The sequence below is a fragment of the Pedobacter punctiformis genome (assembly GCF_027213715.1).
In the GTDB taxonomy this organism is placed as follows: domain Bacteria; phylum Bacteroidota; class Bacteroidia; order Sphingobacteriales; family Sphingobacteriaceae; genus Pedobacter; species Pedobacter punctiformis.
Genome location: NZ_JAPWGM010000007.1, coordinates 63,022 through 89,087, shown reverse-complemented (window position 1 = coordinate 89,087; position 26,066 = coordinate 63,022). Strand labels below are relative to the sequence as shown.

General features: G+C 36.1%; 23 protein-coding genes. 11 read left to right on the top strand and 12 right to left on the bottom strand.

What is annotated here, in order from left to right:
• Positions 1–300: 300 nt before the first annotated feature.
• Complete coding sequence (locus O0955_RS17410; protein ID WP_269428840.1) at positions 301–2,880, bottom strand: TonB-dependent receptor; 2,580 nt, start codon at positions 2,878–2,880, stop codon at positions 301–303.
• A 415-nt stretch (positions 2,881–3,295) separates the two neighbouring features.
• Positions 3,296–4,765 carry an IMP dehydrogenase gene (gene guaB, locus O0955_RS17405; protein ID WP_269428839.1) on the bottom strand — a complete coding sequence of 490 codons (1,470 nt, stop codon included), beginning with the start codon at positions 4,763–4,765 and terminating at the stop codon, positions 3,296–3,298.
• Between the two features lie 199 nt (positions 4,766–4,964).
• Here guaB and ppnP point away from each other — a divergent pair, with 199 nt between their 5' ends.
• Positions 4,965–5,249: a pyrimidine/purine nucleoside phosphorylase gene (gene ppnP / locus O0955_RS17400; RefSeq protein WP_269428838.1), complete on the top strand. Its 285-nt coding sequence runs from the start codon at positions 4,965–4,967 to the stop codon at positions 5,247–5,249.
• A 73-nt stretch (positions 5,250–5,322) separates the two neighbouring features.
• On the opposite strand, the gene O0955_RS17395 is transcribed toward ppnP, so the two are convergent.
• Together O0955_RS17395 and O0955_RS17390 are read right to left on the bottom strand one after the other, a co-directional pair.
• A complete protein-coding gene (locus O0955_RS17395) occupies positions 5,323–6,594 on the bottom strand; it encodes a M16 family metallopeptidase (protein WP_269428837.1) in 1,272 nt (423 codons plus the stop codon).
• The gene (locus O0955_RS17390; protein WP_269428836.1) at positions 6,587–7,831 is read right to left on the bottom strand and encodes a M16 family metallopeptidase; all 1,245 of its coding nucleotides are present in this window, start codon (positions 7,829–7,831) and stop codon (positions 6,587–6,589) included. The genes O0955_RS17395 and O0955_RS17390 overlap by 8 nt, the downstream gene beginning before the upstream one ends.
• Before the next feature lie 177 nt (positions 7,832–8,008).
• On the opposite strand from O0955_RS17390, the gene O0955_RS17385 reads away from it, so the two are divergent.
• From O0955_RS17385 to O0955_RS17370, 4 genes are all read left to right on the top strand, one after another.
• Entirely contained in the window at positions 8,009–8,719 is a 711-nt protein-coding gene (locus O0955_RS17385) for a hypothetical protein (protein ID WP_269428835.1), read from the top strand.
• A 23-nt stretch (positions 8,720–8,742) separates the two neighbouring features.
• On the top strand, positions 8,743–9,852 hold the full coding sequence (locus O0955_RS17380; RefSeq protein ID WP_269428834.1) for a hypothetical protein: 1,110 nt from the start codon (positions 8,743–8,745) through the stop codon (positions 9,850–9,852).
• 27 nt (positions 9,853–9,879) lie between these two features.
• Positions 9,880–10,875: a hypothetical protein gene (locus O0955_RS17375; protein WP_269428833.1), complete on the top strand. Its 996-nt coding sequence runs from the start codon at positions 9,880–9,882 to the stop codon at positions 10,873–10,875.
• Positions 10,876–10,999: 124 nt separating this feature from the next.
• Positions 11,000–12,124 carry a CofH family radical SAM protein gene (locus tag O0955_RS17370; protein WP_269428832.1) on the top strand — a complete coding sequence of 375 codons (1,125 nt, stop codon included), beginning with the start codon at positions 11,000–11,002 and terminating at the stop codon, positions 12,122–12,124.
• 87 nt (positions 12,125–12,211) lie between these two features.
• Here O0955_RS17370 and O0955_RS17365 read toward each other — a convergent pair whose 3' ends face one another.
• On the bottom strand, positions 12,212–13,081 hold the full coding sequence (locus tag O0955_RS17365; protein WP_269428831.1) for a ferritin-like domain-containing protein: 870 nt from the start codon (positions 13,079–13,081) through the stop codon (positions 12,212–12,214).
• Between the two features lie 19 nt (positions 13,082–13,100).
• Positions 13,101–13,826, bottom strand: a complete 726-nt coding sequence (locus O0955_RS17360) for a ferritin-like domain-containing protein (RefSeq protein WP_269428830.1) — start codon at positions 13,824–13,826, stop codon at positions 13,101–13,103.
• 203 nt (positions 13,827–14,029) lie between these two features.
• Between O0955_RS17360 and O0955_RS17355 the strand changes: the two genes are divergently transcribed.
• The 5 genes from O0955_RS17355 to O0955_RS17335 all read left to right on the top strand — a co-directional run bounded on the left by O0955_RS17355 (position 14,030) and on the right by O0955_RS17335 (position 20,100).
• A complete protein-coding gene (locus tag O0955_RS17355) occupies positions 14,030–14,812 on the top strand; it encodes a LytR/AlgR family response regulator transcription factor (protein ID WP_269428829.1) in 783 nt (260 codons plus the stop codon).
• 11 nt (positions 14,813–14,823) lie between these two features.
• The gene (locus O0955_RS17350) at positions 14,824–17,808 is read left to right on the top strand and encodes a ligand-binding sensor domain-containing protein (protein WP_269428828.1); all 2,985 of its coding nucleotides are present in this window, start codon (positions 14,824–14,826) and stop codon (positions 17,806–17,808) included.
• A 251-nt stretch (positions 17,809–18,059) separates the two neighbouring features.
• Entirely contained in the window at positions 18,060–18,626 is a 567-nt protein-coding gene (scpB, locus tag O0955_RS17345) for an SMC-Scp complex subunit ScpB (protein WP_269428827.1), read from the top strand.
• 88 nt (positions 18,627–18,714) lie between these two features.
• A complete protein-coding gene (locus O0955_RS17340) occupies positions 18,715–18,909 on the top strand; it encodes a hypothetical protein (protein WP_269428826.1) in 195 nt (64 codons plus the stop codon).
• 72 nt (positions 18,910–18,981) lie between these two features.
• Positions 18,982–20,100 carry a GNAT family N-acetyltransferase gene (locus tag O0955_RS17335; RefSeq protein ID WP_269428825.1) on the top strand — a complete coding sequence of 373 codons (1,119 nt, stop codon included), beginning with the start codon at positions 18,982–18,984 and terminating at the stop codon, positions 20,098–20,100.
• A gap of 73 nt (positions 20,101–20,173) precedes the next feature.
• On the opposite strand, the gene O0955_RS17330 is transcribed toward O0955_RS17335, so the two are convergent.
• The 6 genes from O0955_RS17330 to O0955_RS17305 form a co-directional block, all read right to left on the bottom strand.
• The gene (locus tag O0955_RS17330; protein WP_269428824.1) at positions 20,174–20,494 is read right to left on the bottom strand and encodes a helix-turn-helix domain-containing protein; all 321 of its coding nucleotides are present in this window, start codon (positions 20,492–20,494) and stop codon (positions 20,174–20,176) included.
• A 15-nt stretch (positions 20,495–20,509) separates the two neighbouring features.
• The gene (locus tag O0955_RS17325; RefSeq protein WP_269428823.1) at positions 20,510–21,862 is read right to left on the bottom strand and encodes a UDP-N-acetylmuramate--L-alanine ligase; all 1,353 of its coding nucleotides are present in this window, start codon (positions 21,860–21,862) and stop codon (positions 20,510–20,512) included.
• Between the two features lie 86 nt (positions 21,863–21,948).
• On the bottom strand, positions 21,949–22,788 hold the full coding sequence (gene prmA, locus O0955_RS17320) for a 50S ribosomal protein L11 methyltransferase (protein WP_269428822.1): 840 nt from the start codon (positions 22,786–22,788) through the stop codon (positions 21,949–21,951).
• On the bottom strand, positions 22,788–23,549 hold the full coding sequence (gene tpiA, locus O0955_RS17315; protein WP_269428821.1) for a triose-phosphate isomerase: 762 nt from the start codon (positions 23,547–23,549) through the stop codon (positions 22,788–22,790). Before tpiA ends, prmA begins: the two co-directional genes overlap by 1 nt.
• A gap of 44 nt (positions 23,550–23,593) precedes the next feature.
• Positions 23,594–24,769, bottom strand: a complete 1,176-nt coding sequence (locus tag O0955_RS17310; protein ID WP_269428820.1) for a GlmU family protein — start codon at positions 24,767–24,769, stop codon at positions 23,594–23,596.
• A 72-nt stretch (positions 24,770–24,841) separates the two neighbouring features.
• On the bottom strand, positions 24,842–25,090 hold the full coding sequence (locus O0955_RS17305; RefSeq protein ID WP_269428819.1) for a type B 50S ribosomal protein L31: 249 nt from the start codon (positions 25,088–25,090) through the stop codon (positions 24,842–24,844).
• 251 nt (positions 25,091–25,341) lie between these two features.
• Here O0955_RS17305 and O0955_RS17300 point away from each other — a divergent pair, with 251 nt between their 5' ends.
• Positions 25,342–26,049 carry a DUF4377 domain-containing protein gene (locus O0955_RS17300; protein WP_269428818.1) on the top strand — a complete coding sequence of 236 codons (708 nt, stop codon included), beginning with the start codon at positions 25,342–25,344 and terminating at the stop codon, positions 26,047–26,049.
• Positions 26,050–26,066 lie beyond the last annotated feature (17 nt).

The following is a 26,066-nucleotide window of genomic DNA, read 5'->3' as shown; positions in this document are numbered from 1 at the left end:
TAAGTCAAAATTTGACCGAAGTTAAGATTTTATTGTCTTTCTATAAATTTTAATTCTGCAAAAAGCAGTTAAAATTCCACTTTTTATGGTTTGGAAAGCAACAGCTTTAATTTTAAAGTTCGTCCTTTTCATTTTTACTCGTCTATTCCCTGCTATGCCGGGATATGAAGCATAACAAGGTTCGAAAAAAGCGCTGAACCCTCTTAATCTAAAAAACAAAAAAGGAGCAGCATTACGCCACTCCTTCTAACCAAATATAAGAGAGAAAAGATTTATATATACGTTGCCATCAAAACGGTTTTAGAAAGTATAACGAAGTGTTGCACCATAAGTTCTTGGATCGCCAAGCACGCCCGCATATAAGCCAGAATTACCTGCTGCAGCCTGCAATTGTTCGTAATAGTTTTTATTTGCAATATTTCTGCTCCAGATAAATGCAGAGAATTTTTCTGATTTAAATCCTAATCTGGCATTCAAAAGCGAATATCCCTTAACATTTAATACACGGGATGGTGTTGGATTTGAAGAATATTCTGAACGGTAACTGGCATCACCAGCAATAAAATATCTGCCAGCCTTAGTTGCTAAACTACCCGGTGTGCTAAATTCGGCACCGCCTGAAATATTCCATTTAGATATTCCCGGTAGTCTGCCACCTGAGGCATCTTTAAAGGCAACTTGTGTAGAAGTACCGTTAATAATTTCTGTATGCCCTGTTTCCTCTAAAGGCAAAGGTGCATTGGTGAATTTCACATATTTACCATCAAGATAAGCCAAAGCTGCATTTAAAGTTAAAAATCTTTCTAACTGATAAGTTCCGTCCACTTCCAGGCCTTTTACATTTACTTTTTCTGCGTTGGCAAGATAACCTCTGTTTACACCTAATTGCGGAGATTGTACATTGGTTTGGTAATCTTTAATATCTGTATTAAAAGCAGTTATATTCAACAGTAAACCTTTGGCAGGCTTTGTTTTAACCCCTAATTCATAATGTTCAACATATTCTGGTTTTACCACCGCTAAAGATAAGTCTGCTTCGCCACTTGATGTGGTTGGTAAACCGCCTACGTTAACTCCAACGGGTTTATAAGCAGTGGAAAAAGTTCCATAAACATTTAATTTAGGGTTTGGCCGGTAAGACAAGGTTATATTTCCAGACAAGTTGTTGTTTTCGGTACTGGTACTGAATTGCTGATTGCTGTAAACAGCCGATTTTAGTGCAAGTAAAGAGGCATCAGTCGTTTGTAAGCCTCCATAAGTTACCCGGTTATAATCGACATCTTTTTTATCGTAAGTAAACCTTAAGCCCGGTAAAACGTGGAAATGTTCTAAAAACTCCCAGTCAACCTGTGCAAATACTGCGGCACTTAAAGATTTGATAGTCGAATTGGTTTTGATACCGAAGCCATCTAATAAGCCAGGTGTTGAATATAATGCCTGAGTGCCGGTATTACCTGTTTGCACAAACCTCCACTGATCTTTACCTACCTCTTCGGTTTGATCTAATCCCTGCAAATTCTGGCCAAGAGCAAATAAACCCACTACTCCGCTTAATTTATCGGTTATATTTCCTGCATATCTAACTTCCTGCGAATATTGATCATGACGGGAGTTACCCTGCGATTTGGTAAGAGCAGATAATTCAGAGAAATCCCGGTCATTTGTAGGATCCCAGTTCCAGAATCTCCAAGCGGTTGTAGAGGTCAGGGTTCCATTGCCAATCTTATAATCCACATTTAAAGATATCCCACCAATTGACTGATTGTGCCTCCAGGGTGTATTGGTATTAATCTCTCTTGAAAAAGGATCAATTTTAGGTTGCTGATAGCCTAGATCGGAAACAATTTTAGCATACTGACGATAAGCACTTCTTTCTGTTGTGGTAACGCCTGCAATAACCAAAGGATAACCCGCAGGGTGTTGAACGCTTACATCGCCACTTAACAATACTTGTAATTTATCCGACGGCGTATAATACAATTGACCCTTAAAACCAATATTATTTTGTCCGCTATATTTACGTTCTTCCCTGGTATTCCAAATTGTACCGTCACGCTGAGTACCTGAGATTGATAATTTTGCTGCAAGATTTTTTGCCACACCTCCCGAAATCGATGTTTTTGCCTGGATGAAGTTATAATTACCTACGCTCAATTCTACTTTTGCACTTGGCGTTTGAGTGGGTTTAGTTGTGGTAATGTTAAATGCACCAGCAGTTGTATTTTTACCAAACAAGGTGCCCTGAGGGCCGCGAATAACCTCTATTTGTTCAATATCCAGAAAATCGGTAGAGGTAGCCGCCGGACGGGCATGATAAACTCCATCTACATAAAAACCTACACCCGGATCAATACCATCATTGGTTAAGCCAAATGTTGAACCCAAACCCCTGATGTTAAGTGTTGTGTTTCTTGCATTTGAAGCATATAATTGTACGGAAGGCACCAATTCTTTTAAACGGTTAACATTAAAGGCACCGGCATTTTCTGCAGCTTGTCCACCAATAACCGTAATTGGAATAGGCACATCCTGCAAAACCTCAGAACGGCGTCTCGAGGTTACCACAATTTCATCCAAAAGTGTATTTTCTACCAGAACCAGTTCAATAGGGCTATTCTGTAGTTTTAAAATCTGAAAATCCTGAGGTTTGTAACCAACAGAACTGACCTGAATATAAAATGGAGGTTCTTGTTTTGCGTCAATACTAAAGGCGCCATTAGCGTCTGCACTTACAAAAATATTAGTGCCCCTGACTTTAATTGTTGCATTTGGTATGGTAATTCCGTTAGCCCCTTTTACTATACCTGTTACAGGATTTTGGGCGAAAGCAAAACCCGTAGAAATTATAAATGAAAAGATAATAAGTAAACTTTTTTTCATGATTAGTTTTATGTGTTTGATTTTATGTTATTGATTAGCTACCCGTTCGTTTGAACATTAATATTGATTTTAGTTGCCTGCAACAACATTTTTGTGTGTTTTGGAAAGTTTTCATAATTATTTATATTAAATCCATAGATTTAGTCGACAAATATATTAAAAAAAAGTACTCGCCAAATTTTATTTTGTGAAAAAATATTTTCCAGCTACAGATCTCTTAATTATTTGCTTAGTAGCCCTGAATTTTGGAAGTATCAAATTAAAAATATTAGATGCAGATTAGGGCTGCCAGGATTTAAAACAAAAAAGCGGAGCTATCGTATCCGATGCTCCGCTATATTTTATTTTCTTGGATAATTTTAAACTTTAATTGACCCTTAAGCTAAATTTATCTTTCTGCTTAGGTCCTGAAGCTTTATCGCGTATAATTTGGCGCTTCTTTAGTAATGGTAATGTCGTGTGGGTGACTTTCACGCATGCCCGCAGCAGTAATTTGTACAAATTGTGCTTCCTGTAAAGCTTCAATATTAGCTGCTCCACAATAACCCATACTTGCACGTAAACCACCAACATATTGGTACATTACTTCAGCCAAAGTACCTTTAAACGGCACGCGTCCCACGATACCTTCTGGCACTAACTTTTTAATATCATCTTCAACGTCCTGAAAGTAACGATCCTTAGATCCTTGTTCCATGGCTTCAATTGAACCCATACCACGGTAAGATTTAAATTTACGCCCTTCATAAATGATGGTTTCGCCTGGCGATTCTTCTACTCCTGCAAATAATGAACCTGCCATAACCGCACTTGCACCGGATGCAATAGCCTTTGCAATATCACCAGTATGTTTAATACCACCATCGGCAATAACCGGAACACCAGTACCTTTAAGTGCTTTAGCGCATTCGAATACTGCGTATAACTGAGGAACGCCAACACCGGCAATGATTCTGGTTGTACAGATAGAGCCCGGACCAATACCAACTTTAACCGCATCTGCACCGGCATCTGCTAAAAATTTTGCAGCTGCACCAGTCGCAATATTACCTACAATAACCTGTAAATCAGGGTATTTAGCTTTAACTTCTTTTAGTTTATCTACAACACCTTTTGAATGACCATGTGCGGTATCAATCGTAATTACATCCACTCCTGCTTTAACCAAAGCATCAACTCGTAAAAGTGTATCTGCGGTAACCCCAACAGCTGCACCCACACGTAAACGACCACGTTCATCTTTACAGGCGGCAGGATAATTTTTAACTTTAGAAATGTCTTTAAAAGTAATTAAGCCACTTAAATAGCCGTCTTTACTAACCACCGGAAGTTTTTCAATTTTATAGTTTTGAAGAATCTCTTCTGCCTGTACCAATGTAGTGCCTTCAGGTGCAATGATTAAATTATCTTTAGTCATCACTTCAGCAATCGGTCTTTGCATATTCTTTTGGAAACGTAAATCGCGGTTGGTAATGATACCTACTAATTTATTATCGCTGCTAACCACCGGAATACCGCCAATTTTATGCTCTTTCATAATTTTGAAAGCATCAGCAACAACTGCAGTTTCCAGCAAAGTAACAGGATCCTGAATCATACCACTTTCTGAGCGCTTAACCTTACGAACCTCTTCAGCTTGTCGGTCAATCGTCATGTTTTTGTGCAACATCCCTAAACCTCCATTTTGCGCAATCGCAATGGCAAGTTCAGCCTCTGTTACTGTATCCATTGCGGCAGAAACCAATGGAACATTAAGTTTTATTTTTTTCGTTAAAAATGACGCTGTATTTACTTCACGGGGTAAAATTTCGGAATATGCGGGTACTAAAAGTACATCATCATATGTTAAACCTGTGGCAATAAATTTTGTGGAATCGAGTTGCATAGCAAATAAATTAGGATTTATTATTTGCCAGACAAAAGTACGGAAAATTCGCCAATTAAAAAACAGAAGTCTGCTTTGTTTTTTAAAAGCAGTAAATATTAGGTTCTTTTGACAAAATACATTAGTACCAGAAATTAATATTACCCACTTTTAATCTTTGTTTTCTATAATTGTAACAAACTAGAGAACCAAAACTATTATGATCACTGAAAATCAATACTTTGACGGAAATGTAAAATCGCTGGGTTACGAAACCCCTGAAGGTAAATCAACAATTGGGGTAATTAACCCCGGAGAATATGAATTTGGCACTGCGCTAAAAGAAATTATGCATGTGATTGAAGGTACTTTGACCGTATTGTTGCCCGAAAAAACAGAGTGGCAAATCATTCCGGCAGGGAATTCTTTTGAAGTATCGGCAAATGCTTCATTTAAAGTAAAAACAGCTGTTCAAACGGCTTATTTATGTCAATATAGAACCTAGTTGCTTAAAATAGCAAGAGATTGTATTCCTAAATATAATTTGGAATACAACCTCTTCGGGTTTATTAAAAAACTTATTTCTTACCAACTACAACTTCAGTAAAATCTTCAGGCGTTAAATACTTATTCGCCATCGCTTTAATTTCTTCTGCTGTAATGCTTTTCACTGTTTGGATGTAATTATCGTAATAATCGTAGTCTAAACCGGAGAAATAGATGTTTTTGAATTTATCAGCGTGAGAAAAAACATTTTCAAGACTGCCAAGCATAGAGCCAAGCATATAATTTCTGACCAAAGCCAGCTCCTCTTCACCTACCAATTCATTTCTGAGTAAATCTATTTCTTTATAAATTTCTATAAGTGCATTGCTGCAAACATCTGCCCCAACTTCGGTAGAAATAAAAAAGTAACCGGCATCCTGTAAAGAAGATATTCCAGAGCCAATACCATACGTATATCCTTTATCTTCCCGGATGTTAGCCATTAAACGCGATCCGAAGTAACCTCCTAAAACACAATTTAAAATCTGTAATCCGGCAAAATCCTTATGCTTACGGTTTACAGCTAATCTACCTATTCTAATGGCTGATTGTATCGCTTCAGGCCTTTCTTTATAAATTGATAACTTTTCGCCAGCAGTAAAATTAAAAACGTTTTTGGTTGAATTACTTTCCTCCCAATCACTACCCACTACGGCATTTAGCAGGTTAAAGCTTTTTTCATCAAATTTACCCGAAACCACTATTGTACAGTTGTTTGGAACATAAGCAGCTTTAAAATAATTTAAAAGATCTTCACGTTTTAAAGCATCATAATGTTGCAGCTGAATATCCACACCATAGGCTGTATCGCCAAATAACGCATGTGCAAATTCCTTTCTGGAAAGAATATCATTCTTTTGCAGATTTACCATCAATTTCTGCTTTTGGTTCTGAATGTATAAATCCAGCTCCTGCTGCGGAAATTCACTATTGGAGAGAATATCTTTTACAATGGGTAAAACCGATGACAAATGTTTATTTAGGGTGTATAAAGTTACTGAAGACTGATCCTGAGCATACTCTGTTTGAAAAAATGCACCATAAAAATCAATCTGCTCTGCAATTTGTTTAGCAGATAATTTTTTAGTTCCGTTATTAAGCAATGTACTGGTAGCAATGGCTTGTAAAGGTTTTTCGGGGTTCCAGTTTACATTATGAAAAATGAATTCAATACGCACTAAATCCTGCTCTCCCGAGTAAATTGTAAAAACCGGAATACCGTTATCAAGTGCTGCTTTTTGGGGTTGTATAAAATTTATAGCGGAAACCTGTTTAAAATCAGGTGCCTGTTGTCTGTTAAGCATTTTCTTCAGTTAAATAATATAAAGTAGATGATAAATTTTTACTGAAAGTTTCGTTAGATATTCTTTTAATATCAGCTGCTGTTACTTTCAAAAATTGCTTTGTTTCCTGGTTCAATAAAGCGGCATCTCCAAGTAATTCGTAATAAGCTAAATTCATAGCCTTATCCAGTAAACTCATTTCAGAAAAAACCAAAACAGATTCTACCTTATTTTTCACTTTAGTTAGTTCATCATCCGAAACCGGCTCGGCCTTAATCTTTTCCAATTCAGTCCAAATTGCTTTTTCGGCAGCCTCCATGGTTACCCCTTCCACTAACTTCCCTTCAACAATAAACAATCCCGGGTCTAAACTACTCGAAATATAAGCATTGATGTCACTAAAAAGTTGTTGTTCTTTTAGTAAACTGTTGTATAAACGTGAAGATTGACCGCGTGATAAAATATCCGATAACAAGTCAAAGGCGTAATAATCTTCGCTTAAACGCCCGGGCATTTTAAAGGCAACATAAATCGCATTTAAAGGCACATTTGCTTTAACGGTTTCCGTACGTGCTTCAGTTTGCTTATCTTCCTGTACTAAACTTCTTTCATATTTATCACCAGCCGGAATGGGCTCAAACCATTTCTCTGCAAGTTTTTTAACCTCTGCGGTTTTTACATTTCCGCCAACCACTAAAATTGCATTTTGCGGTGTATAGTGCTTTTTAAAAAAAGCCTTAACATCCTCCATTGTTGCCTCTTCAATGTGCGCAAGCTCTTTTCCGATGGTAGCCCATTGATAGGCATGTTTTTTATAGGCAAGCGGACGTAATTTTAGCCAAACATCACCATAAGGCTGGTTTAAATAGCGTTGTTTAAATTCCTCACTCACCACATTTCTTTGCGTTTCTAAACTTTTCTCCGAAAAAGCAAGACTAAGCATCCGGTCGCTTTCTAACCAAAATGCTGTTTCTATATTCTCTGCAGGTAACGTAATGTAATAATTGGTGATATCATTACTCGTAAAGGCATTATTTTCGCCCCCTACTCTTTGCAAAGGCTCGTCGTAACTTGGAATGTTAACAGAGCCGCCAAACATTAAATGCTCAAATAAATGTGCAAAACCAGTTTTTTCGGGGTCCTCATCACGGGCACCCACATCATATAAAATATTTAAAACTGCCATTGGAGTCGTTGGGTCTTCATGTACCAAAACCTTTAAACCATTGGCTAGTGTAAAACGATTAAAATCTACCATTATTTATTATTAGTGGGTAAAGATAATTTAATAATTCATTTAGCAGAAAGTGATACAGAATTATGACAACTGCACCATACATTTTTTTGATTCTTATAAATTAATCTGATTAAAACATATTTTTTGACCGTTAACGTATTCATTTTTTATTATTTTAGCAACGGATAATCAAGTAATATGAGTGAGGAAACAGCAAAAAATTCTTCTGGAATTTTAAACAGTCTAAAAAAGTTAATTTTCGAAGATAGTGACGAAGTAGCTGATATAATGCCAGATAAGCCGCAATCTTCGGTACCAGGCAGTACAAAAACAACTGAACCTGTAACTAACCAGCCAAAAGTTAATCTAAACGAAAATATTGCTGCAATTGGAGTGACTGATATTAAGCAAATGAAAGTAAAAGTTTTGGGCATTTTGGAAAAAATGAACGAACCCGGACTTGACTTTTTTGAAGTTTGGAATGCCGCAGCTGAAATGGGAAGCATTGACGCCACAACCATAAAAGCAGCTTTTACTTCTTTGAAATATGTAGAAAAGAGTTTAAATAAAGAAAAACTGTTGACTTCAGGCCGGAATTACGCTGCAGGGCTGAAAAAAGTTATTGATCAGGAAAGCAGTCAAAAGCAACAGCAAAAACAAAATATAGAAAACAGTCTGATAGAAGAAAAAGACAGTTTAGTGAACGAAATTAAGTCAATTGAACAAAATATAACTGATCTTAAAGCAAAACTTCTAATCAAAGAGCAGGATTTAAAGAGCATAAATGCCAAATATGATCCGCAGCTTACAGATATCGATCAAAAAATTGCCCTGGGTAATGCCGCAGTTAGCGAAGTTATAGCCGATATTGAAAAAACATTAAACATTATTGAAACGAACATAAATTAACGATTAAATCTTAAAGAACAACCATGGAAAACCAAAATCAATATGTAAATATTCCGGCTGAACTGAAAAGCCAGCTACCTATATTTCAGGTGCTCGGCGATCACCTGCCCAGTCAGATGCAAACACCCGAAGGCAAAAAAATAATTTCAAGCATCTTTTTTTGGGCGTTAATTTTAGGAGGTGCATTTGCATTTTTTAAATTTTTGCCACTTATGCTCGTGTATGCTGCCAAAAGCATTTTGTTGGTTATTTTTAGTATTATTTTAATTGTATTGCTTTTATTGGCTCCAAAAATTATATCCTTATTAAACAGACTGGGTACAATTTTATTATTTAAAGGCGAAAAAGCCATTATCAGGGCAAATCCTGTTGAAACGCTTCAATTATTATCAAAAGATGCAAAGGATACTTTAAAAAGAGTAAAAGATAAGATAGCAAACGTTGATGGCGTGCGCATTGATATGGTGCAAAGTGGAGAAAATGCTCAAAAAACGGCTGAAGAAAAATATACTTATGCTAAACGTTTTACCGTTGAAGCTGCAAGTTTGGATGAAAAAGCTAAGCAGGAAACAACCAATAACAATATTGAAAAAGCAAACGATCTGAACAGAGATGCTAAAGAAACCCGTACCAAAGCATTCCTTTTAGGTAAAGAAGGCGAATCGGAAGAGCAAAATGCCAGAAGTTATGTTCAGTATGCCAATCAGTTTGCTAAGGTTTTAGAAGTTTTAAAGGACAATGAAAGTGCCGCCCGTATTTATGTAAGCACGCTGGACAGCAGTATTTCAATCATCTCTAAAAAACTGGAAGCAACTCAAAAAATGAAAAATGCAACTGATGGACTTGCGGAAGTATTTAACATTAAAGACGGTTGGGCTTTCCAAGAAGCCATGAATGCGGCTACAGGCGCTATTAGTCAAAATATAGCTTCTATCCGTTCAAACCTTGATTTTCTGGATCAAAATAATAACATTACAGTTGGTGGTGCGCCATCACAAAGTGAACTGGAAGAGTTTATCAAAAAAGTTGACGAACGCAACCTTAAAATGCTTAACGTAAGCAGAATGGCTGATTCATCTTATGAGCTTAAAGCTGAAGAAAAAGTAGATAAAGGATTTTCATTATTAGACTAATTAACTATAAATTAAGAACATACCAAAATGGAAGAAAAATCAATCTGGGCAAGGTTACGCTGGCCGATAAAAGCGGTTATTATTGCAATACCAATTGTAGGTTTAGGTTACTGGGCTTTTGAAACCGGAAAAATTGATGCAATATCAGATGGAAACGGGAGTAAAAAAGACAGTACCGAGCAAACTTCTTCATCTTCACCCACGATCAAAGGTGATGACAAGAGAACTTTTAACTATGTACCTGAAAAACCTGTAAATGGTGAGTATAAAGGTGTTGTAGAGGTTGGTGCTTCTGGTTTCAACTCTTTTGTTGTAAACATCGATAACCAAAAACGTTGGGAAATTATTTCTAAAGACTTTGGAAAATCGTTTGTTTATGAAGGGATAGCGAACACGGCAGACATCAGGACGGGTTTAAAAGACTATATAGGTGCTATGTTTGACAAAGGAGTAAAATCTAAAAACATTCATTTTGTTATAAGTTCAGGTGCGCAAAAAGAGCCTAAAACAGCTGTTATTGTTTCTGAATTAAAGAAAATGGGCTTCGTTGTTAACCTGGTTACAGCAGAGCAGGAAGGTAAATTGGCTTTAAAATGTGTTTTACCAGCCTCTTATTACGATAACTCTTTTGTGGTTGATATTGGTTCTGGTAATACTAAAATTTCATGGATGGATGGAGATGTTAAATCTGCTGAAGCTCCGGGTGCTAAATATTATGAGAAAAACTTAAAAGATGATGCCGTATACAGTGTCGTTAAAACCATTTCTGCAAAAATCCCGGCAGCTAAACGCGAAATTTGTTTTATAATTGGCGGTGTTCCATTCGAACTGGCGAAACAAATCCGTACGGGGGAAGAAAGGTTTACCGTTTTAAGTGATCCGGAAAAATACAATACAGATAAAATTAAAATTAAGAGTGGCGTTAATATATATAAAGCAATTAAAGATGAAACCAAGTGCGATACCTTTGTATTTGACTGGGATGCTAACTTTACTATCGGTTTTTTATTAGCCCTTAAATAAAAACATACATTTTTTTTAAAAGAGTGACTGATTAAACCCCGTCACTCTTTTTTTATGCCAAAAATTTACTTTCCCGCCATAATAACTAAGCCTTGATCTATAAACAATTTAGTATTTTTGCAATATGAATACAGCCGATTTACTGCAACGGGCATTACATTTTGAGTTTTTAAGTCTTGAAGAAGGTGTCCATTTATACCATAACGCTGATACTGCATCACTTATGTTTGTGGCCAACGAACTTAGAAAAATTCAGGTGCCAAGCGGTAAAGTAACCTGGCAAATTGACCGTAACGTAAACACAACAAATGTTTGCATTGCCAACTGTAAATTTTGCAATTTCTTTCGCAGACCGGGCCATGACGAGAGTTATATTACTGATATTGAAACCTATAAAGTAAAAATCGAAGAAACTTTTCGCCTGGGTGGAGATCAGTTATTATTACAAGGTGGCCACCACCCTGATTTAGGACTGGCATTTTATGCTGATCTTTTCAAAAAATTAAAAGAATTATATCCTGATTTAAAATTACATGCTTTAGGTCCGCCAGAAATTGCACATGTGGCAAAACTGGAAGGTATAAGCCATACCGAAGTTTTAAAAACTTTAAAAGAAGCCGGAATGGATTCTTTACCGGGAGCAGGTGCTGAAATTTTGAACGATCGTGTAAGACGTTTAATTTCTAAAGGTAAATGTGGCGGTCAGGAATGGCTTGATGTAATGCGGGCTGCCCACCAATTGGATATTACAACCTCGGCAACTATGATGTTTGGACATGTAGAAACCATAGAAGAACGTTTTGAGCATTTGGTTTGGATCAGACAGGTACAAAGTGAAAAACCTGCCGACGCAAATGGGTTTTTAGCCTTTATTCCATGGCCTTTTCAGGATGACGGTACTTTATTAAAAAGATTAAGAGGAATCAGTAATAATGTAACGGCTGATGAATATATCCGTATGATTGCATTAAGCCGGATTATGCTGCCTAATGTAAAAAATATACAAGCCAGCTGGTTAACGGTAGGTAAAGCAACTGCACAATTATGTTTACATGCAGGTGCTAACGATTTTGGTTCGATCATGATTGAAGAAAATGTAGTTTCGGCTGCTGGTGCACCGCATCGTTTCACGGCAAGAGGAATCCAGGAATCTATAAAACAAGCAGGTTTTGAGCCTCAGTTGCGTGGACAAAAATACAATTACAGAGATTTACCTGAACATTTGGAAGAGCAAGTTATTACTTACTAAACATAAAAAAGGGAAACAGAATCTAAATTCCGCTTCCCTAACTTAAATAAACATTAATAAATCAACTCTTATAAATATTTAGGCTTATCATGATAGTTTGTTACCTGTTTTAAGGAATAAGTTAGCAATTGCCACTACGCTCGCTTTGTCCAAAGCTTCGTCAAAACATTCAACAGCAGCTTTTTTGTCTATTCCCGTCTTACCATTTATTCCAACAATATTTATATTGGCTTGCAAGGTTAAGTCTTCTCCCGCATAAACAGCATCAAGTGCAGCCACACCTGAATCGTTTGCCTGTCCTGAAGCGCCAAGGCTAACCCACGGTTTATATGTTGCTGCACCAGCGGCTTGTGTAGTACGCATTTGACGAATGTGCGCTGCATGACGTGCCTCTACTGAATGAATTTGCAAGGCGGTTTGCAATACTCCGGGGCTCACCATTAAATTACCTGCCTGACCTTTGTATGCTCTAACACCAGTATCTTCAAATCCCTGGGCAACAGCCAAAAAGGTAGCGTAATCATCATAAACCGGGAAGGCTCCATTTACAGTAAAATCAGTCATGGCATAGGTAATTTCAGCTCGTGCTGATGCACCCAAAGCACCTTTTAACAAGTTTACGTGGGCGGCTTCATGATCCCGTATGGTTGTTATTGCTGCTTTAGATGCCGCATTTGGAAAAACCAGGTTTGGTGCCGCCAGTAAAGCATGGTTATAATAATGGAATTCAAGATATTCTAAAGCCAGAGCAAAATTTAATACCTCAATAACTGCCGTTGGCGTAGTTTGACCGTAAGCTTTTTGAAACATAGAGCCTAAAGCTAATGGCATTGCCGCTAAAGATATCTTCTTGCCAATATTGAAAAAGCTCTTCATTGCAGCTCTTCTTGGGTTTAATCTCTCATAGATTTCACCGTCAACTTTTTCTATTTCTTCTAATATATTTACGATATTCATGATTTTCTGATTTTAAAAATTAAAGATTAATTACATTAATTTTGGTTTTAACATACTTTCCGGCAATTCCCAGAACTTTATCCGGTGTTAAAGCCCCGTCTAATCCGTTGGCATTATTAGATCCTAATGCAGCAAGATCATTTAAATCGGCAAATGTTCCGTTTGAAATTAAATCGCGGATGTAGGCAGCATGACGAGCCTCTACAGAAACAATTTTACCCGCTAATAATAAATACGCGGGGGTTTTAATTCTCCCTCCTGCTCCATTATATGCGGCTACACCTAAATCTTCAAATGCTTTGGCTGTTGTTAAAACACTTGTCCGGTCAGAAAACGTAATACTCGAAAAATCAACCTCTAAATTTGCTATCGCGGCACTACCCAAGGCATTTTTAAAAAACTCTCTGTGTGCAATTTCGTGAAACTGAATGTCCTGAAAATAAGCTTTCTCTGCAGCGCTAAAAGCAGATGGCGGATTTGAAGCCACCAGAATATAAAATGCAGCCTCCAGTTGCTCCAATGCATAAGCGTAGTTCAATACGCCAAAATCATCCTTAAAATCTAATGTAACACCCGAACCTGATGGAACATCCATTATTCGGTCTTTTCGGCAACCCGCTGCAACTAAAGCAATACCTGCTGCGCCGGCCCCAGCAAACTGAAGAAATGATCTGCGACCAAGTCTGGCTTTAAATAAACTTTCATCCTGAAGTTCATTCTGTGTTTCTAGTTCATTGTTTTTCATAAGTCTTAATTGTTTTTAGGGCTATGATTTTATAATGAGCAAACAATCCGTTTGATGTAAGATGCTGCATGATAGTTTCATATGCCTTATGTTAGGGATTTTGATTTCGTTTGGTGATATATACGTGACATTTCTACAGGCAGATTTCTATAATTACATTTTTTTTTATAAATCGATTTTAATACATTCACAAACCCTGAATTATGACTGTATTAAAAGCCATTATTGTTGATGACGAGGAATTTGCCCGTTCATCGCTTTTCTTTTTGCTTCAACAAAATTGTCCGGATGTAGAAATCACGGGCATAGCCCGTTCTGTGGCCGAGGCGAAAGAAATTTTGGCCCATCACCCTGTCAATTTAATTTTCCTGGATATTGCGATGCCCGGCGGAAATGGTTTTGAACTTATTCCTGACGCACAAAAACATAACGCAGCGGTTATTTTTACAACCGCATACGATCAATATGCACTTAAAGCCATTAAAGCCAATGCATTGGATTACCTTTTGAAACCAATTGATATTGATGAGCTTAAAATTGCCGTTGATAAGGTAACACAACATATTAAATTACATCAGAATACTGAAACGGACGAGCGGATCAGTAATTTGGCAACCAGCTTAAATAATAAGGCAGAAATAAGGAAACTGACTTTACCACATGGCCAGGGTTTTAAAATGATTGATATAGATGACATTATTTACATCGAGGCAGACAGTAATTATTCTGTCTTTCATTTAAACAATCAGGACAAAATTGCCGTTTCTAAAGTATTGCGTGAGTTTGAAGAATTGCTTCCCTCCGATCAGTTTGTCAGGATTCATAAATCAAGCATTATTAATTTAAATCATTTGAAAGAATACAATTCAAAAAATGGTTTGCAGGCTTTTTTAAAAAACGGAGACAGTATAAATGTTTCCAGAAGAAGAGCGAGTGATTTTTTTGAAAAAATAAAGATGTTCACTAAGTCTAACAACGATCATTAATCCAATAAAAAATGGCTGCTATTTTGCCGTTAAATATTAAAATTAATACGGGTTTCAGAATTGCTGCAATTACTTGCTGGATATTTATTTTTGGCATCTTTTTTTCATTAAAATCCTCTGCACAAACTACTTACCTACCACATTACACTTCTAAAAATGGTTTGGCCAGCAATAACTGTTATTATATTTTACAAGATAAAAAAGGCTTTATCTGGATTGCAACGGATGGTGGTTTGAGCCGTTTTGACGGTACAAATTTTCAGAATTTCACCATTGAAGATGGTTTGCCGGATACGCAGATTCTTCAAATCAGAGAAGATAAAAAAGGGCGGTTGTGGTTTTTAGCATTAAATGGGCAGTTAAGCTATTTTCAGGATGGTAAATTTTACAACCGCGATAACAACAAATTGTTAAAAGAACTTAGTTTTAATACGGTAGTGGTTTCTTTTTTAGAGGATAAACTCGGCAGAATATGGTTGGGTACAAATTCAAACCTGGTTGCGCTTTGGGATGGTAAATCAGTTAAAAAGTTTGTTTCTACACACCCCTATAATCAGTTTACCAATGCATTTATTCACGAAGACGAAAAAGGAAATATTTTTGCTTACAGTGACTCAAGCGTTCAAAAATTTGATGGGAAGCGTTTTAGTTTAATTAAATCCGTTGCTCAGCCACTTTCTTACATGAGCGCTAGCAATACGCCCTCCCGCTCTTTAGTTTATCTGGATCAAAGTGGCTTAAAAGAATATAAAAATGGTGTGGTTCAATCTTTAGTTAGTGTTCCGCAAAACCTGATTAAAAATATGTCGGGTTATTTTTATTACGATCATCTAGCCAAAGAAGTTTGGCTCGCCAATTCAAATGGTGTGCTGGCTTTAAACCAAAGTGGAAAAACCATCCAGTATTTGCAGGATATTCCGGTTAATCAGGCCATAAAAGATAATAACCAGAATATGTGGTTTGCCACCAACCAGGGTATTTACATGTTGCCGAATGTAAATGCACGTTTATCAATTATTGATGCAGAATCTGGTTTAAGCAGCAATGTAATTAAAAGTATTACCAAAGATGCAAAAAACAGGCTTTGGTTAGGTACTGATGATGCCGTGGTTGATGTACTGAACATCGGCAATTACAATGTACAGGAGATTGGATTAAGCGACTTTAAAAAGTACCGTGTTGTTAAGCAAATCACCTATGACCCTAAAAATCAAGCGATTTACTTTGCTTCCGATTATGGCATGGGGGTTTTTAAAAACATTTACAATACCAGCGAAGATGTTAGCTATTTAAGAGAAGCCAATAACTCTATGTTTGTAATCAAACACTTTAGCTTAAGTGGAAACAATAATCACCTGGCCCTGGCATTATCTTCCGGGGTTGTCTTTTTATCAGATCGGGTTAAACAGCTTGAATTTAATTCATTAAAATATAAAGAGAAAGAAGATTTTTTTAAAGACCGTTCTTATCATGCCTTTTACGATAAAACGGGTAATTTATGGTTTTCGAACATCAATGGTTTATCTCAGTTTTCTAATGGAAGATTAATTAAACACTACGAAAACAATCCGCTGCTTACCAAAAGAATAAATGATATTCAGCAGCTTGAAGATGGCACCTTGATTTTAGCAACAGATGGTTATGGATTAATTTTTTATAAAAACAATAAAATCGCACGTCAGATTACTCAAAATGCCGGTTTAACCAGCAATGTTTGCACAAAGGTTTTTATAAAAAATAATGAAATCTGGGTTTTAACCAGTAAAGGGGTTAACAAAATTACCAATTACCCAGCCGAGCCTGCTGTAATAAACTTTGATTATGGTAAAGATTTATTAAGTGATGACATTAACAGCCTGTACATTGATGATAGCACCGCTTATTTTGGCACCAACAGAGGCTTAATTTTATTTAAATACAATAACAGTGGCATTAACCGGAATTTACCGAAGGTATATGTTACTTCCATTATTAAGGATAAAGAACGTTTGCCTTTAAATAAAACCAATTTTACCTTCGAAACCGGAAACAATACCATTCTCTTCACTTTTAGTGCCGTTGATTTTACCACCAGCGATATTACCTATCGCTACAGGTTAAACGAAAATACCAACTGGGTGGAGACCAGAACCAGGCGTCTTGATTTTTCTGCTCTGCAGCCTGGAGATTATGTTTTTGAGGTAAGCGCTAAAAGTCAGAACAGCAACTGGGGGCCGTCTGCGAAAATTGCTTTTACAATTAAAAAGCATTTCTGGCAAAGCCTGTGGTTTTTATCCATCCTGATATTATTGGTGGGTTATATCTTTTATAAAACAGCCGTTTACATTACCCGTAAACAAAAAGATAAAGAGCAGGAACAATTATTATTAAAAAATAAAGTCTTGATGCTGGAACAACAGGCCCTGCAAGCCATGATGAATCCTCATTTTGTATTTAATGTAATGAATTCCATTCAGCACTATATTAATACACAGAATACGGCCTCAGCCAATAAGGTTTTAACTGGTTTTGCACGTTTAATCAGGAAGAACCTGGAGATTTGCACCAAAAGTTATATTTCGCTGGAGGAAGAGCTTGAATACCTGAATCTGTATTTAAAACTGGAAAAAAATCGTTTCGGAGATAAATTAAAATATGTCTTTTCCATAGATCCTGAAATCGAAAAAGAAGAAACTCTTATCCCTTCTATGCTTTTACAGCCCTATGTAGAAAACGCGATATGGCATGGAATTATGCCAAAAGAAACTGGTGGCGAAATTCAGATTAACATGAGACTCGAAAAAGAAACCCATTTAAATATTGAAATTATTGATGATGGAATTGGTATCGACAACTCTTTAAAGAATAAAAAAGAAACACACATTAGTAAAGGCATGCAGCTTACGCAGGAAAGATTAAATCTTTTAGGTCAGATTGAAGCAAAACCTATACACCTTAGTGTAAAACAAAATGCAGTAAATGGTACAACCGTATTCATTTCTATACCGTTAAAATAGATTTTTTACCGTTTACTCAATTATTAATACCACTCACTAAATAGAACCTTAAAGATTGAAGCTTTAGCCTTAAACTTGTCTTAGAAATAAACGATAGTGTTTATCAAAACGTTCTTATAGAATTGATATAGATATTTAACAACCTAACCTAAAACTATATCTTAATTCAGGTTTCATTTGTGTGTTGAAAGCGGTCTTGTTTTTTAAAAAGCGAGACCGCTTTTTTTTGCCCAAAAATTATATTTTTGTATATGCCACAAAACAATATCGCAAGGCACATTGAAGCCCTTATCTTCTCTTCTGTTCAAAGCATTAGCGTACAGGAAATTACAGCTGCCCTGAGTGCAGTATTTAATCAGCCCTACCAGGAAGAACTGATTGAAGAAAATATACAGCTTATAAAAGATCGTTACTTACAGGATGATTATGCTATTGAACTCGTTCACCTTAATAATGGCTATCAGTTTTTAACAAAAAAAACTTATCACGAAACGGTAAATCAATTACAACTACACCGGTCCAAGAAAAAATTAAGCCAGGCGGCAATGGAAACCTTAGCCATAATTGCTTACCGACAGCCCATTACAAAACTGGAAATAGAACAAATAAGAGGCGTAAATTCTGATTACTCGGTACAAAGATTATTAGAGAAGGAATTAATCAGCATTAACGGTAAGGCAGAAACACCTGGCCGGCCCATATTGTACAGCACCAGTCCTTTATTTATGGATTATTTCGGTTTAAACAATTTAACGCAGCTTCCACAACTAAAAGACATCGCAAAAGAGGAAAATACCGTTGGAGAAACCATCGAATAAAATATTTTAATTTGTTTGCATCCAGATTGTTATTAAAAAAAGTTTTTTTGTATTTTTAAACTATAAAAGCAATTTTTATTTTTGTGTAATGAAAGCCCCAAAGAAATCCCCAGCAAAACCAACTACCAAGAAACAGGTAGATGATCAAGATGAATTAGAAGATGATGATGAGGTTCAAACAACAAAAAAGAAGCCTCAGGATGACGACGACGATGACTTTGATCTTCCATTGGATGATCTTGACAACTTCGACAATTTTGATGATGATGACGACGATTATTAATATTTAAAACTTATATATTTGAAAAAGCATCCGCCCGCTTGGTAGGATGCTTTTTAATTTTTAACTCTGCCCATGCAAATTATAGCTGTAAGTACTCCATCTTTAAAAACAGACTTTTTAAACACTGCTAAAACGCTCTACCAAAACGATAAAAACTGGATTTGTCCCTTAGACGCTGAGATTGAAAATGTTTTTAATCCGAACAAAAATCCTTTCTTTAAACACGGTAAATGTACCCGTTGGGTTTTAAAAGACGAGGCCGGAAACTTAATTGGTCGTATTGCAGCATTTATTAACGAGAAAAAAGCATTTAATTATGAGCAGCCAACCGGAGGAATTGGTTTTTTTGAATCTATTGATGATTTAAAAGCCTCTACCCTGCTTTTTGACACCGCAAAAGCCTGGTTAATAGAAAATGGAATGAAGGCCATGGACGGCCCTATTAACTTCGGAGAAAACGATAGTTTTTGGGGTTTATTGGTTGAAGGTTTTACGCCACCATCTTTCGGCATGAACTATAATTTTCCTTACTATCAAAAATTGTTCGAAAATTATGGCTTTAAAACCGAATACGAGCAGTTAACCAACCACATTAACTTAACCATTCCTTTTCCTGAACGTTTTACAAAGATTGCCAATTGGGTGAGAAAAAAACCTGGTTACACCTTTGAATACTTTAATAAAAAGAATGCCGACAAATACATTTCTGATTTAATGGAAATTTACAATGATGGTTGGCAGGATTTTGAAAATTTTGTACCGATTAAAAAGGAAACCCTGCAGGAAAGTTTTAAAAGTATGGAACCCATTATGGATGAACATTTAATCCAGTTTGCTTACTTTAATGGCGAACCGGCTTCATTTGTGGTACTTATTCCGGATGCAAACCAAATGATTAAAGGTTTTAATGGTAAACTTGGCCTTGTTGAAAAATTAAAGTTTGCTTACCGGCGCTGGCTTGGTGTAACCCGTATGAGGGCCATTGTGATGGGTACGAAACCAAAATTCCAGAAACACGGCTTAGAATCTGTACTGTTTATTCAGTTGGGCGAATATGTATTACCAAAAAATCAATATAAAGAGCTTGAATTAAGCTGGGTTGGCGATTTTAATGAACAAATGATTGCCATCCATAAAGCTACGGGTGCTACATTTGGCAAAAAACACTTAACCATGCGAAAATTATTTTAAGTCGTCGGGCTGAATTTATTTCAATAGCTTATTGTCAATAGCATGATGTTAGGCTTGCCAGCAGGTGGAACCCTCACATACCCAATTTATCGTAGAGATCAATAACCTTTTTTCTAAGTTTATTGATCTCTTCTTCTTTTTCAAGAATATCTTGTCTTAAAGTAATAATTTCTTCTGAAGAATTAGATTCTTCCTGTTTACCACAAAGTAATTCCATCACCGGAACTTTAAATGTCTTTGCAATTTGAAGCAATCTGGAAACATTTAAATCAGTTTGTCCGGTTTCAATTTTGCAAAATCCCGGCGTTGAAATATTAAGTTTTTTAGCCGCATCAGCCTGGCTCAATCCAAGGGCGACTCTGCTTTTTTTAATATTTTGACCAATGCTCTTCATGTTCAGAAACAGAAATTATCTTTTCAATTCTGTCGCCAGCTCGGGTAAATCAAAGCCAGCATAATTTCCTGAACTCATCATTAATAAGTTGGCATTTTTATAATTGATACTTAATAAATAAGCTTTCAGCTTTGATGCATCATTAAAGAATTTCAAATCAGGATTTGAAAAAGCCTTTTGTACATCATCTTCCGTAAAAGGTTCCATTCGCTTTTGCTCAAAACTCTTTAAATCTATAAACACGATTGCTTCATCAGCCATGTCCATGCTTCCGGCATATTCCTGCAAAAAATCTTTATTCAAACTACTAAAAGTATGCAGTTCGATACAAGCAACCAATTTACGATCTGTAAACTGAGATTTAACGGCTTCTATCGTTGCTTTAAGCTTTGACGGCGAATGTGCAAAATCTTTATAAACGTTTGTCAGGTCATCTGCAGAAATTACTTCTAAACGTTTAGCTGCACCCTTAAACGAAGAAATAGCTTCATTAAATTCGGTGTCAGTAATGTTAAGTTGTGCACAAACTAATTTAGCTGCATTCAAATTCATCAGGTTATGATCTCCAAAAACCATCAATGCTGTATGTTCAGGCAGTAAATAAGTAATGCCATTTTTAATTTCATGTTCCGGAATTGCGTAACCAATTTTCTGTACCGCCGCTGTTGAATGTTCAACAATTTCATTCAAATCCTGATCTGCCTTACAATAAATCAGTGTGCCATCAGGTTCAATTGTATTTATAAACAAATCAAACTGATTGATATAGTCTGCATAAGTTGGAAACACATTAATATGATCCCAGGCAATACCACTAATTACGGCCACATTGGCTTTATAAAGATGGAATTTTGGTCTTCTGTCTATCGGTGAAGCTAAATATTCATCTCCCTCAATAATCATTACGGGTGCCTCATGCGTAACTTTAACCATCGTTTCAAAACCGGCAAGCTGTGCGCCTACCAGATAATCAAATTCGCGGTTATAAAAATTTAAAACATGCAAAATCATACTGGTAATGGTGGTTTTACCATGACTACCACCAATAACAACCCGTAGTTTATCTTTGCTTTGTTCGTAAATATATTCAGGATAAGAATAGATTTTTAAGCCAAGTTCCTGTGCTTTTAACAGTTCGGGATTATCAATCCGGGCGTGCATACCCAGAATAATTACATCTATATCTTCAGTAATCCGGTTTTCGTCCCAACCAAGTTCCGCCGGGAGAATGCCATATTTATCCAGTCTTGATTTAGCGGGTTCGAAGATTACATCATCCGAACCTGTAACCTGATAGCCTTTTTTATGTAAGGCAATTGCCAAATTGTGCATTGCACTACCTGCAATTGCTATAAAATGTACACGCATTTTTTCTAACTATTGAATGATGGAATGATGAATAAGTGAATTTAAAACGGCAATAAAACCAAACCCACTCCTTCAAAATTTAATAATTACTTTTTCTCAAACTGAGCGGCTACCCAATCCCCGTTTTGCATATGATCCAGGTATTGAATATTAAATTTAGCACATTCATCTTTAATCATTTGTAAATCTGGTTCGAGGTAAAAACCACTGAAAAAAATTTTCCCTTCCACTTTTAAAACCTCAGCATAGCGTTGAATTTGATCTAACAGAATATTGCGGTTAATATTTGCAAAAATCAGATCAAAATGATCATCAGGAATAGCTTCTTTGCTTCCACATAAAGCTGTTAAATTCTCAATGTGGTTTAATGCTGCGTTTTCTACTGTACTTTCGTAACAGATTTCATCATAATCGATTGCAACAAGTCTCTTAGCGCCCAATTTAGCAGCTAAAATGGCCAAAATCCCTGTTCCGCAGCCCATATCAAGAATAACTCTGTTTTTAATATCGGTAGCCAGGATATACTGCATCATCATGGTTGTGGTTTGATGATGCCCGGTGCCAAAAGCCATTTTGGGATCAATTATAATCTCGTAAGGATAAGACGGCTGAGGTGCATGAAAAGTTGCCCTCACATAACATATATCATCAATAATCAAGGGACTAAAATTCTTTTCCCATTCGGCATTCCAGTTTTCATCGGCAACATTTTCCAACGTATACGCTGCCGTAAAATACTCAGCATGAACGGATAAGATATCCTTTAATGCCGATTCTTCAAAATTATCCTTAATTACGAAGGCCGTGAACCCTTTATCACTATCTTCGAAAGTATCAAAACCTAAATCAGCAAGATCTGCAATAAGCAAATCCTGCTGATATTCTTCAATATTATCGAAAGTAAATATTGCTTTAATGTATTGCATTAGCTGTTAAAAGCTTTAATAATGTCTGTAAAATCACGTGATTTCAATGATGCACCACCAATTAAACCACCATCAATATCTTTTTGTGCAAACAAACTAGCTGCGTTTGCCGGATTACAACTTCCACCGTATAAAATTGTGGTGTCATCCGCAATATTAAAACCGTAGTTGGCTTCAATTTCTGAACGGATAAATGCATGAATATCTTGTGCTTGCTCAGGAGAAGCTGTTAAACCGGTTCCAATAGCCCAAACAGGCTCATAAGCAATTACGATTTTAGAAAAATCTGCATCACTTAAGCTGAAAACACCTTCTACCAGTTGTTTTTTAAGCACTTCGTAATAGCTGCCATTGTTACGCTCATCCAGTGTTTCGCCAATACAAAAAATTGGAGTTAAGCCATGAGCTAAAGCAATTTTAGTTTTCGCGGCTAATAACTCATTGCTTTCAGCAAAATATTGTCTGCGTTCTGAGTGACCTAAAATAACATATTCAGCACCAACAGATTTTACCATTTTAGCCGAAATTTCGCCGGTATAAGCACCACTTTCTTTATCGTGAATATTTTGCGCACCGATTTTAACATCGTTACCACCCAATTTCACTAAACTGTTTAAATGAATAAATGGTGAGCAAATAATAGCCAGTTGATCGCCTTTGCGTTCATCTTTAACCATATTTACAATTTCACTGAACAACGAAATGCCTTCGTTATAATCTAAATTCATTTTCCAGTTACCGGCTACTATTTTTTTTCTCATGATTCTGATTTATGGATTGCTTATATTTTTTTATTCTTTATTAATTAAAAGTGACGATGTGTCGAGGTCATTTCAAATACTTTATTTAAAATATCTCTTTCTTTGTCGTCGAATTGCAAATTACGTCTTTCGTAAACCTTTTCTGCAGTTTCAAACATTTTATTCAGACTGTACACTTCGAAACCGTGCACACCGCCCCAGGCAAAATCAGGGATAAAATTGCGTGGAAAACCTGCACCAAAAACATTAGCACTTACCCCTGCAACCGTCCCTGTATTAAACATGGTGTTAATGCCGCATTTAGCATGATCGGCCATAATTAACCCGCAAAATTGCAAACCTGTTTTACGGAAACCCTCTTGTTCATAATCCCAAAGCTTAACTTCTGCATAATTATTTTTGAGGTTCGAATTATTGCTGTCTGCCCCAATATTACACCACTGACCTAATACCGCATTGCCTAAATAACCTTCGTGACCTTTTGAAGAATACCCCCAAATTACCGCATTATTAATTTCGCCACCAACACGGCTAAAAGGTCCGATTGTTGTATTTGGATAAATTTTACCACCCATTTTAACTGAAGAACCTTCGCAAAGGGCAAAAGAACCTCTGATGATACTACCTTCCCAAACCTGGCTGTTTTTTCCAAGATAAATTGGTCCTTGTTTGCTGTTAAAAATAGAGCATTCTGCTTCCGCACCTTCTTCAACAAAAATATTATCTCCTAAAAAAGTATTGGTTGAGCTTAATTTTGCAGACGAACGGCCTTTGGTGAGCAGTGCAAAATCTTTTCTTAATTCTTCACCATTAAAACTGAAAATATTATCCGGATAAACAATGTGAATAAATTTCGAAGTATATGCTATTGGTTTTAACGTTTTGGCAAGTTCTAAACTATGTTTTGATGATGGTTCTGTTTTGTAAGCCAGAATCAAATCATTCTGAATTAAAACTTCACCATTTTTCAAAGCTGTAATAGCCTCTAACAAACCTTCATCAGGGCAAACGGAACCATTTATAAAAATATCAGCAGTTTGCGCTGAAGGATATTTAGCGGTAAGATAATCCTGGGTAACAAAGCCAAAATCGGCATTTAGATATTTGGCCCACTTTTCGGCTATGGTTAAAATACCGATTCGTAGATCGGCTACCGGCCTGGTAAAAGTAAGCGGACGTAATGATTTCCAACTGGAATCATCAAACAGATTGATTGTCATAAGCTACAAAAATAAAAAAAGTCCCGATGCTTTTGGCAAAGGGACTTCAAAAAATACTTTTTGTAGCTAAAATTATTTCTTAGCGTAACGGTTTTTGAATTTATCGATACGTCCTGCAGTATCAACCAATTTCATTTTACCAGTATAAAAAGGGTGTGATGTGTGAGAAATCTCTAATTTATAAAGAGGATACTCGTTACCATCTTCCCATTTGATAGTCTCTTTAGTCTCTACACAAGATTTTGTTAAAAAAGCATATTCGTTAGACATATCTTTGAAAACAACTGGTCTGTAGCTTGTTGGGTGCAAATCTTTTTTCATTTGAAATATTATTTTAGTTATTTATGTGAAAGCATCAAGAACATTCTTGCAATTTGCTGGCAACAACGCTTATGACATTTCCTATTAGTCTTTCTACCTCTATTTTAGAGGATGCAAATGTATTGAAATATTTTATAAAAATCAAACATCAAATACTTTTAATAAAAAATAATTGATGCCCTCTTCTATTGGGCATAAATTATGTTATGGAAAACAAACAAATTTTACATCCTTATAAAAACACAAAGAAAATGAAATCATTATTAAATTTAAAATCAACGTATAAATTAGCCCTCTCCGTTATTGTATTGATCAGCATTTCTATTGGTGCAAAAGCGGATACCATCAGATTGACCGTTAAAGAAGAGCAAGCTGACTGCACCGGCGTAGCACCTCAAACTTGTTTCCAGGTAAAATACAAAAACAGTAAAAATTGGGAATTTTTCTATAGTCAAATTTCAGGCTTTGATTATAAACCGGGCTTTAGGTATGTAATTGATGTAACCAGAACCAAAAGGAAAAATGTTCCGGCTGATGCTTCTGCATATACCTATAAATTGAAAAAAGTAATTACTAAAACACAAATTTTCACAAAAAAACCGGATAGCTGGACTTTTGTAACAAAACACAACTGGAAATTAATCCAAATGAATGGGGTTACCTTAACAAATTCTACTGCTTATTTAACTTTCCAAAGTGATAAAAATACAATGAGTGGTTCAGGCGGTTGTAATCGGATTTTTGGTGGTTTCGAGTTAAAAGATGATCAAATTACCTTTAAAAATATTGCAAGTACCATGATGGCTTGCATAGATGGTGATAAAAGCAAACTGGAAAATGAATTTTTAAAATTATTGTCCAACCATAGCTTTAAATATGATGTAGCCGATCAAACCTTAAATTTTTATCAGGACAATAAACTGGTATTCATGTTTGGTATGGCACCTTTAGATAAATAAAATTAAAGCCTCACTAA

Bases quoted from the DNA above. Each gene is read 5' to 3' on its own strand.
- O0955_RS17410 (WP_269428840.1), bottom strand. From the start codon at position 2,880: ATGAAAAAAAGTTTACTTATTATCTTTTCATTTATAATTTCTACGGGT.
- guaB (WP_269428839.1), bottom strand. From the start codon at position 4,765: ATGCAACTCGATTCCACAAAATTTATTGCCACAGGTTTAACATATGAT.
- ppnP (WP_269428838.1), top strand. From the start codon at position 4,965: ATGATCACTGAAAATCAATACTTTGACGGAAATGTAAAATCGCTGGGT.
- O0955_RS17395 (WP_269428837.1), bottom strand. From the start codon at position 6,594: ATGCTTAACAGACAACAGGCACCTGATTTTAAACAGGTTTCCGCTATA.
- O0955_RS17390 (WP_269428836.1), bottom strand. From the start codon at position 7,831: ATGGTAGATTTTAATCGTTTTACACTAGCCAATGGTTTAAAGGTTTTG.
- O0955_RS17385 (WP_269428835.1), top strand. From the start codon at position 8,009: ATGAGTGAGGAAACAGCAAAAAATTCTTCTGGAATTTTAAACAGTCTA.
- O0955_RS17380 (WP_269428834.1), top strand. From the start codon at position 8,743: ATGGAAAACCAAAATCAATATGTAAATATTCCGGCTGAACTGAAAAGC.
- O0955_RS17375 (WP_269428833.1), top strand. From the start codon at position 9,880: ATGGAAGAAAAATCAATCTGGGCAAGGTTACGCTGGCCGATAAAAGCG.
- O0955_RS17370 (WP_269428832.1), top strand. From the start codon at position 11,000: ATGAATACAGCCGATTTACTGCAACGGGCATTACATTTTGAGTTTTTA.
- O0955_RS17365 (WP_269428831.1), bottom strand. From the start codon at position 13,081: ATGAATATCGTAAATATATTAGAAGAAATAGAAAAAGTTGACGGTGAA.
- O0955_RS17360 (WP_269428830.1), bottom strand. From the start codon at position 13,826: ATGAAAAACAATGAACTAGAAACACAGAATGAACTTCAGGATGAAAGT.
- O0955_RS17355 (WP_269428829.1), top strand. From the start codon at position 14,030: ATGACTGTATTAAAAGCCATTATTGTTGATGACGAGGAATTTGCCCGT.
- O0955_RS17350 (WP_269428828.1), top strand. From the start codon at position 14,824: ATGGCTGCTATTTTGCCGTTAAATATTAAAATTAATACGGGTTTCAGA.
- scpB (WP_269428827.1), top strand. From the start codon at position 18,060: ATGCCACAAAACAATATCGCAAGGCACATTGAAGCCCTTATCTTCTCT.
- O0955_RS17340 (WP_269428826.1), top strand. From the start codon at position 18,715: ATGAAAGCCCCAAAGAAATCCCCAGCAAAACCAACTACCAAGAAACAG.
- O0955_RS17335 (WP_269428825.1), top strand. From the start codon at position 18,982: ATGCAAATTATAGCTGTAAGTACTCCATCTTTAAAAACAGACTTTTTA.
- O0955_RS17330 (WP_269428824.1), bottom strand. From the start codon at position 20,494: ATGAAGAGCATTGGTCAAAATATTAAAAAAAGCAGAGTCGCCCTTGGA.
- O0955_RS17325 (WP_269428823.1), bottom strand. From the start codon at position 21,862: ATGCGTGTACATTTTATAGCAATTGCAGGTAGTGCAATGCACAATTTG.
- prmA (WP_269428822.1), bottom strand. From the start codon at position 22,788: ATGCAATACATTAAAGCAATATTTACTTTCGATAATATTGAAGAATAT.
- tpiA (WP_269428821.1), bottom strand. From the start codon at position 23,549: ATGAGAAAAAAAATAGTAGCCGGTAACTGGAAAATGAATTTAGATTAT.
- O0955_RS17310 (WP_269428820.1), bottom strand. From the start codon at position 24,769: ATGACAATCAATCTGTTTGATGATTCCAGTTGGAAATCATTACGTCCG.
- O0955_RS17305 (WP_269428819.1), bottom strand. From the start codon at position 25,090: ATGAAAAAAGATTTGCACCCAACAAGCTACAGACCAGTTGTTTTCAAA.
- O0955_RS17300 (WP_269428818.1), top strand. From the start codon at position 25,342: ATGAAATCATTATTAAATTTAAAATCAACGTATAAATTAGCCCTCTCC.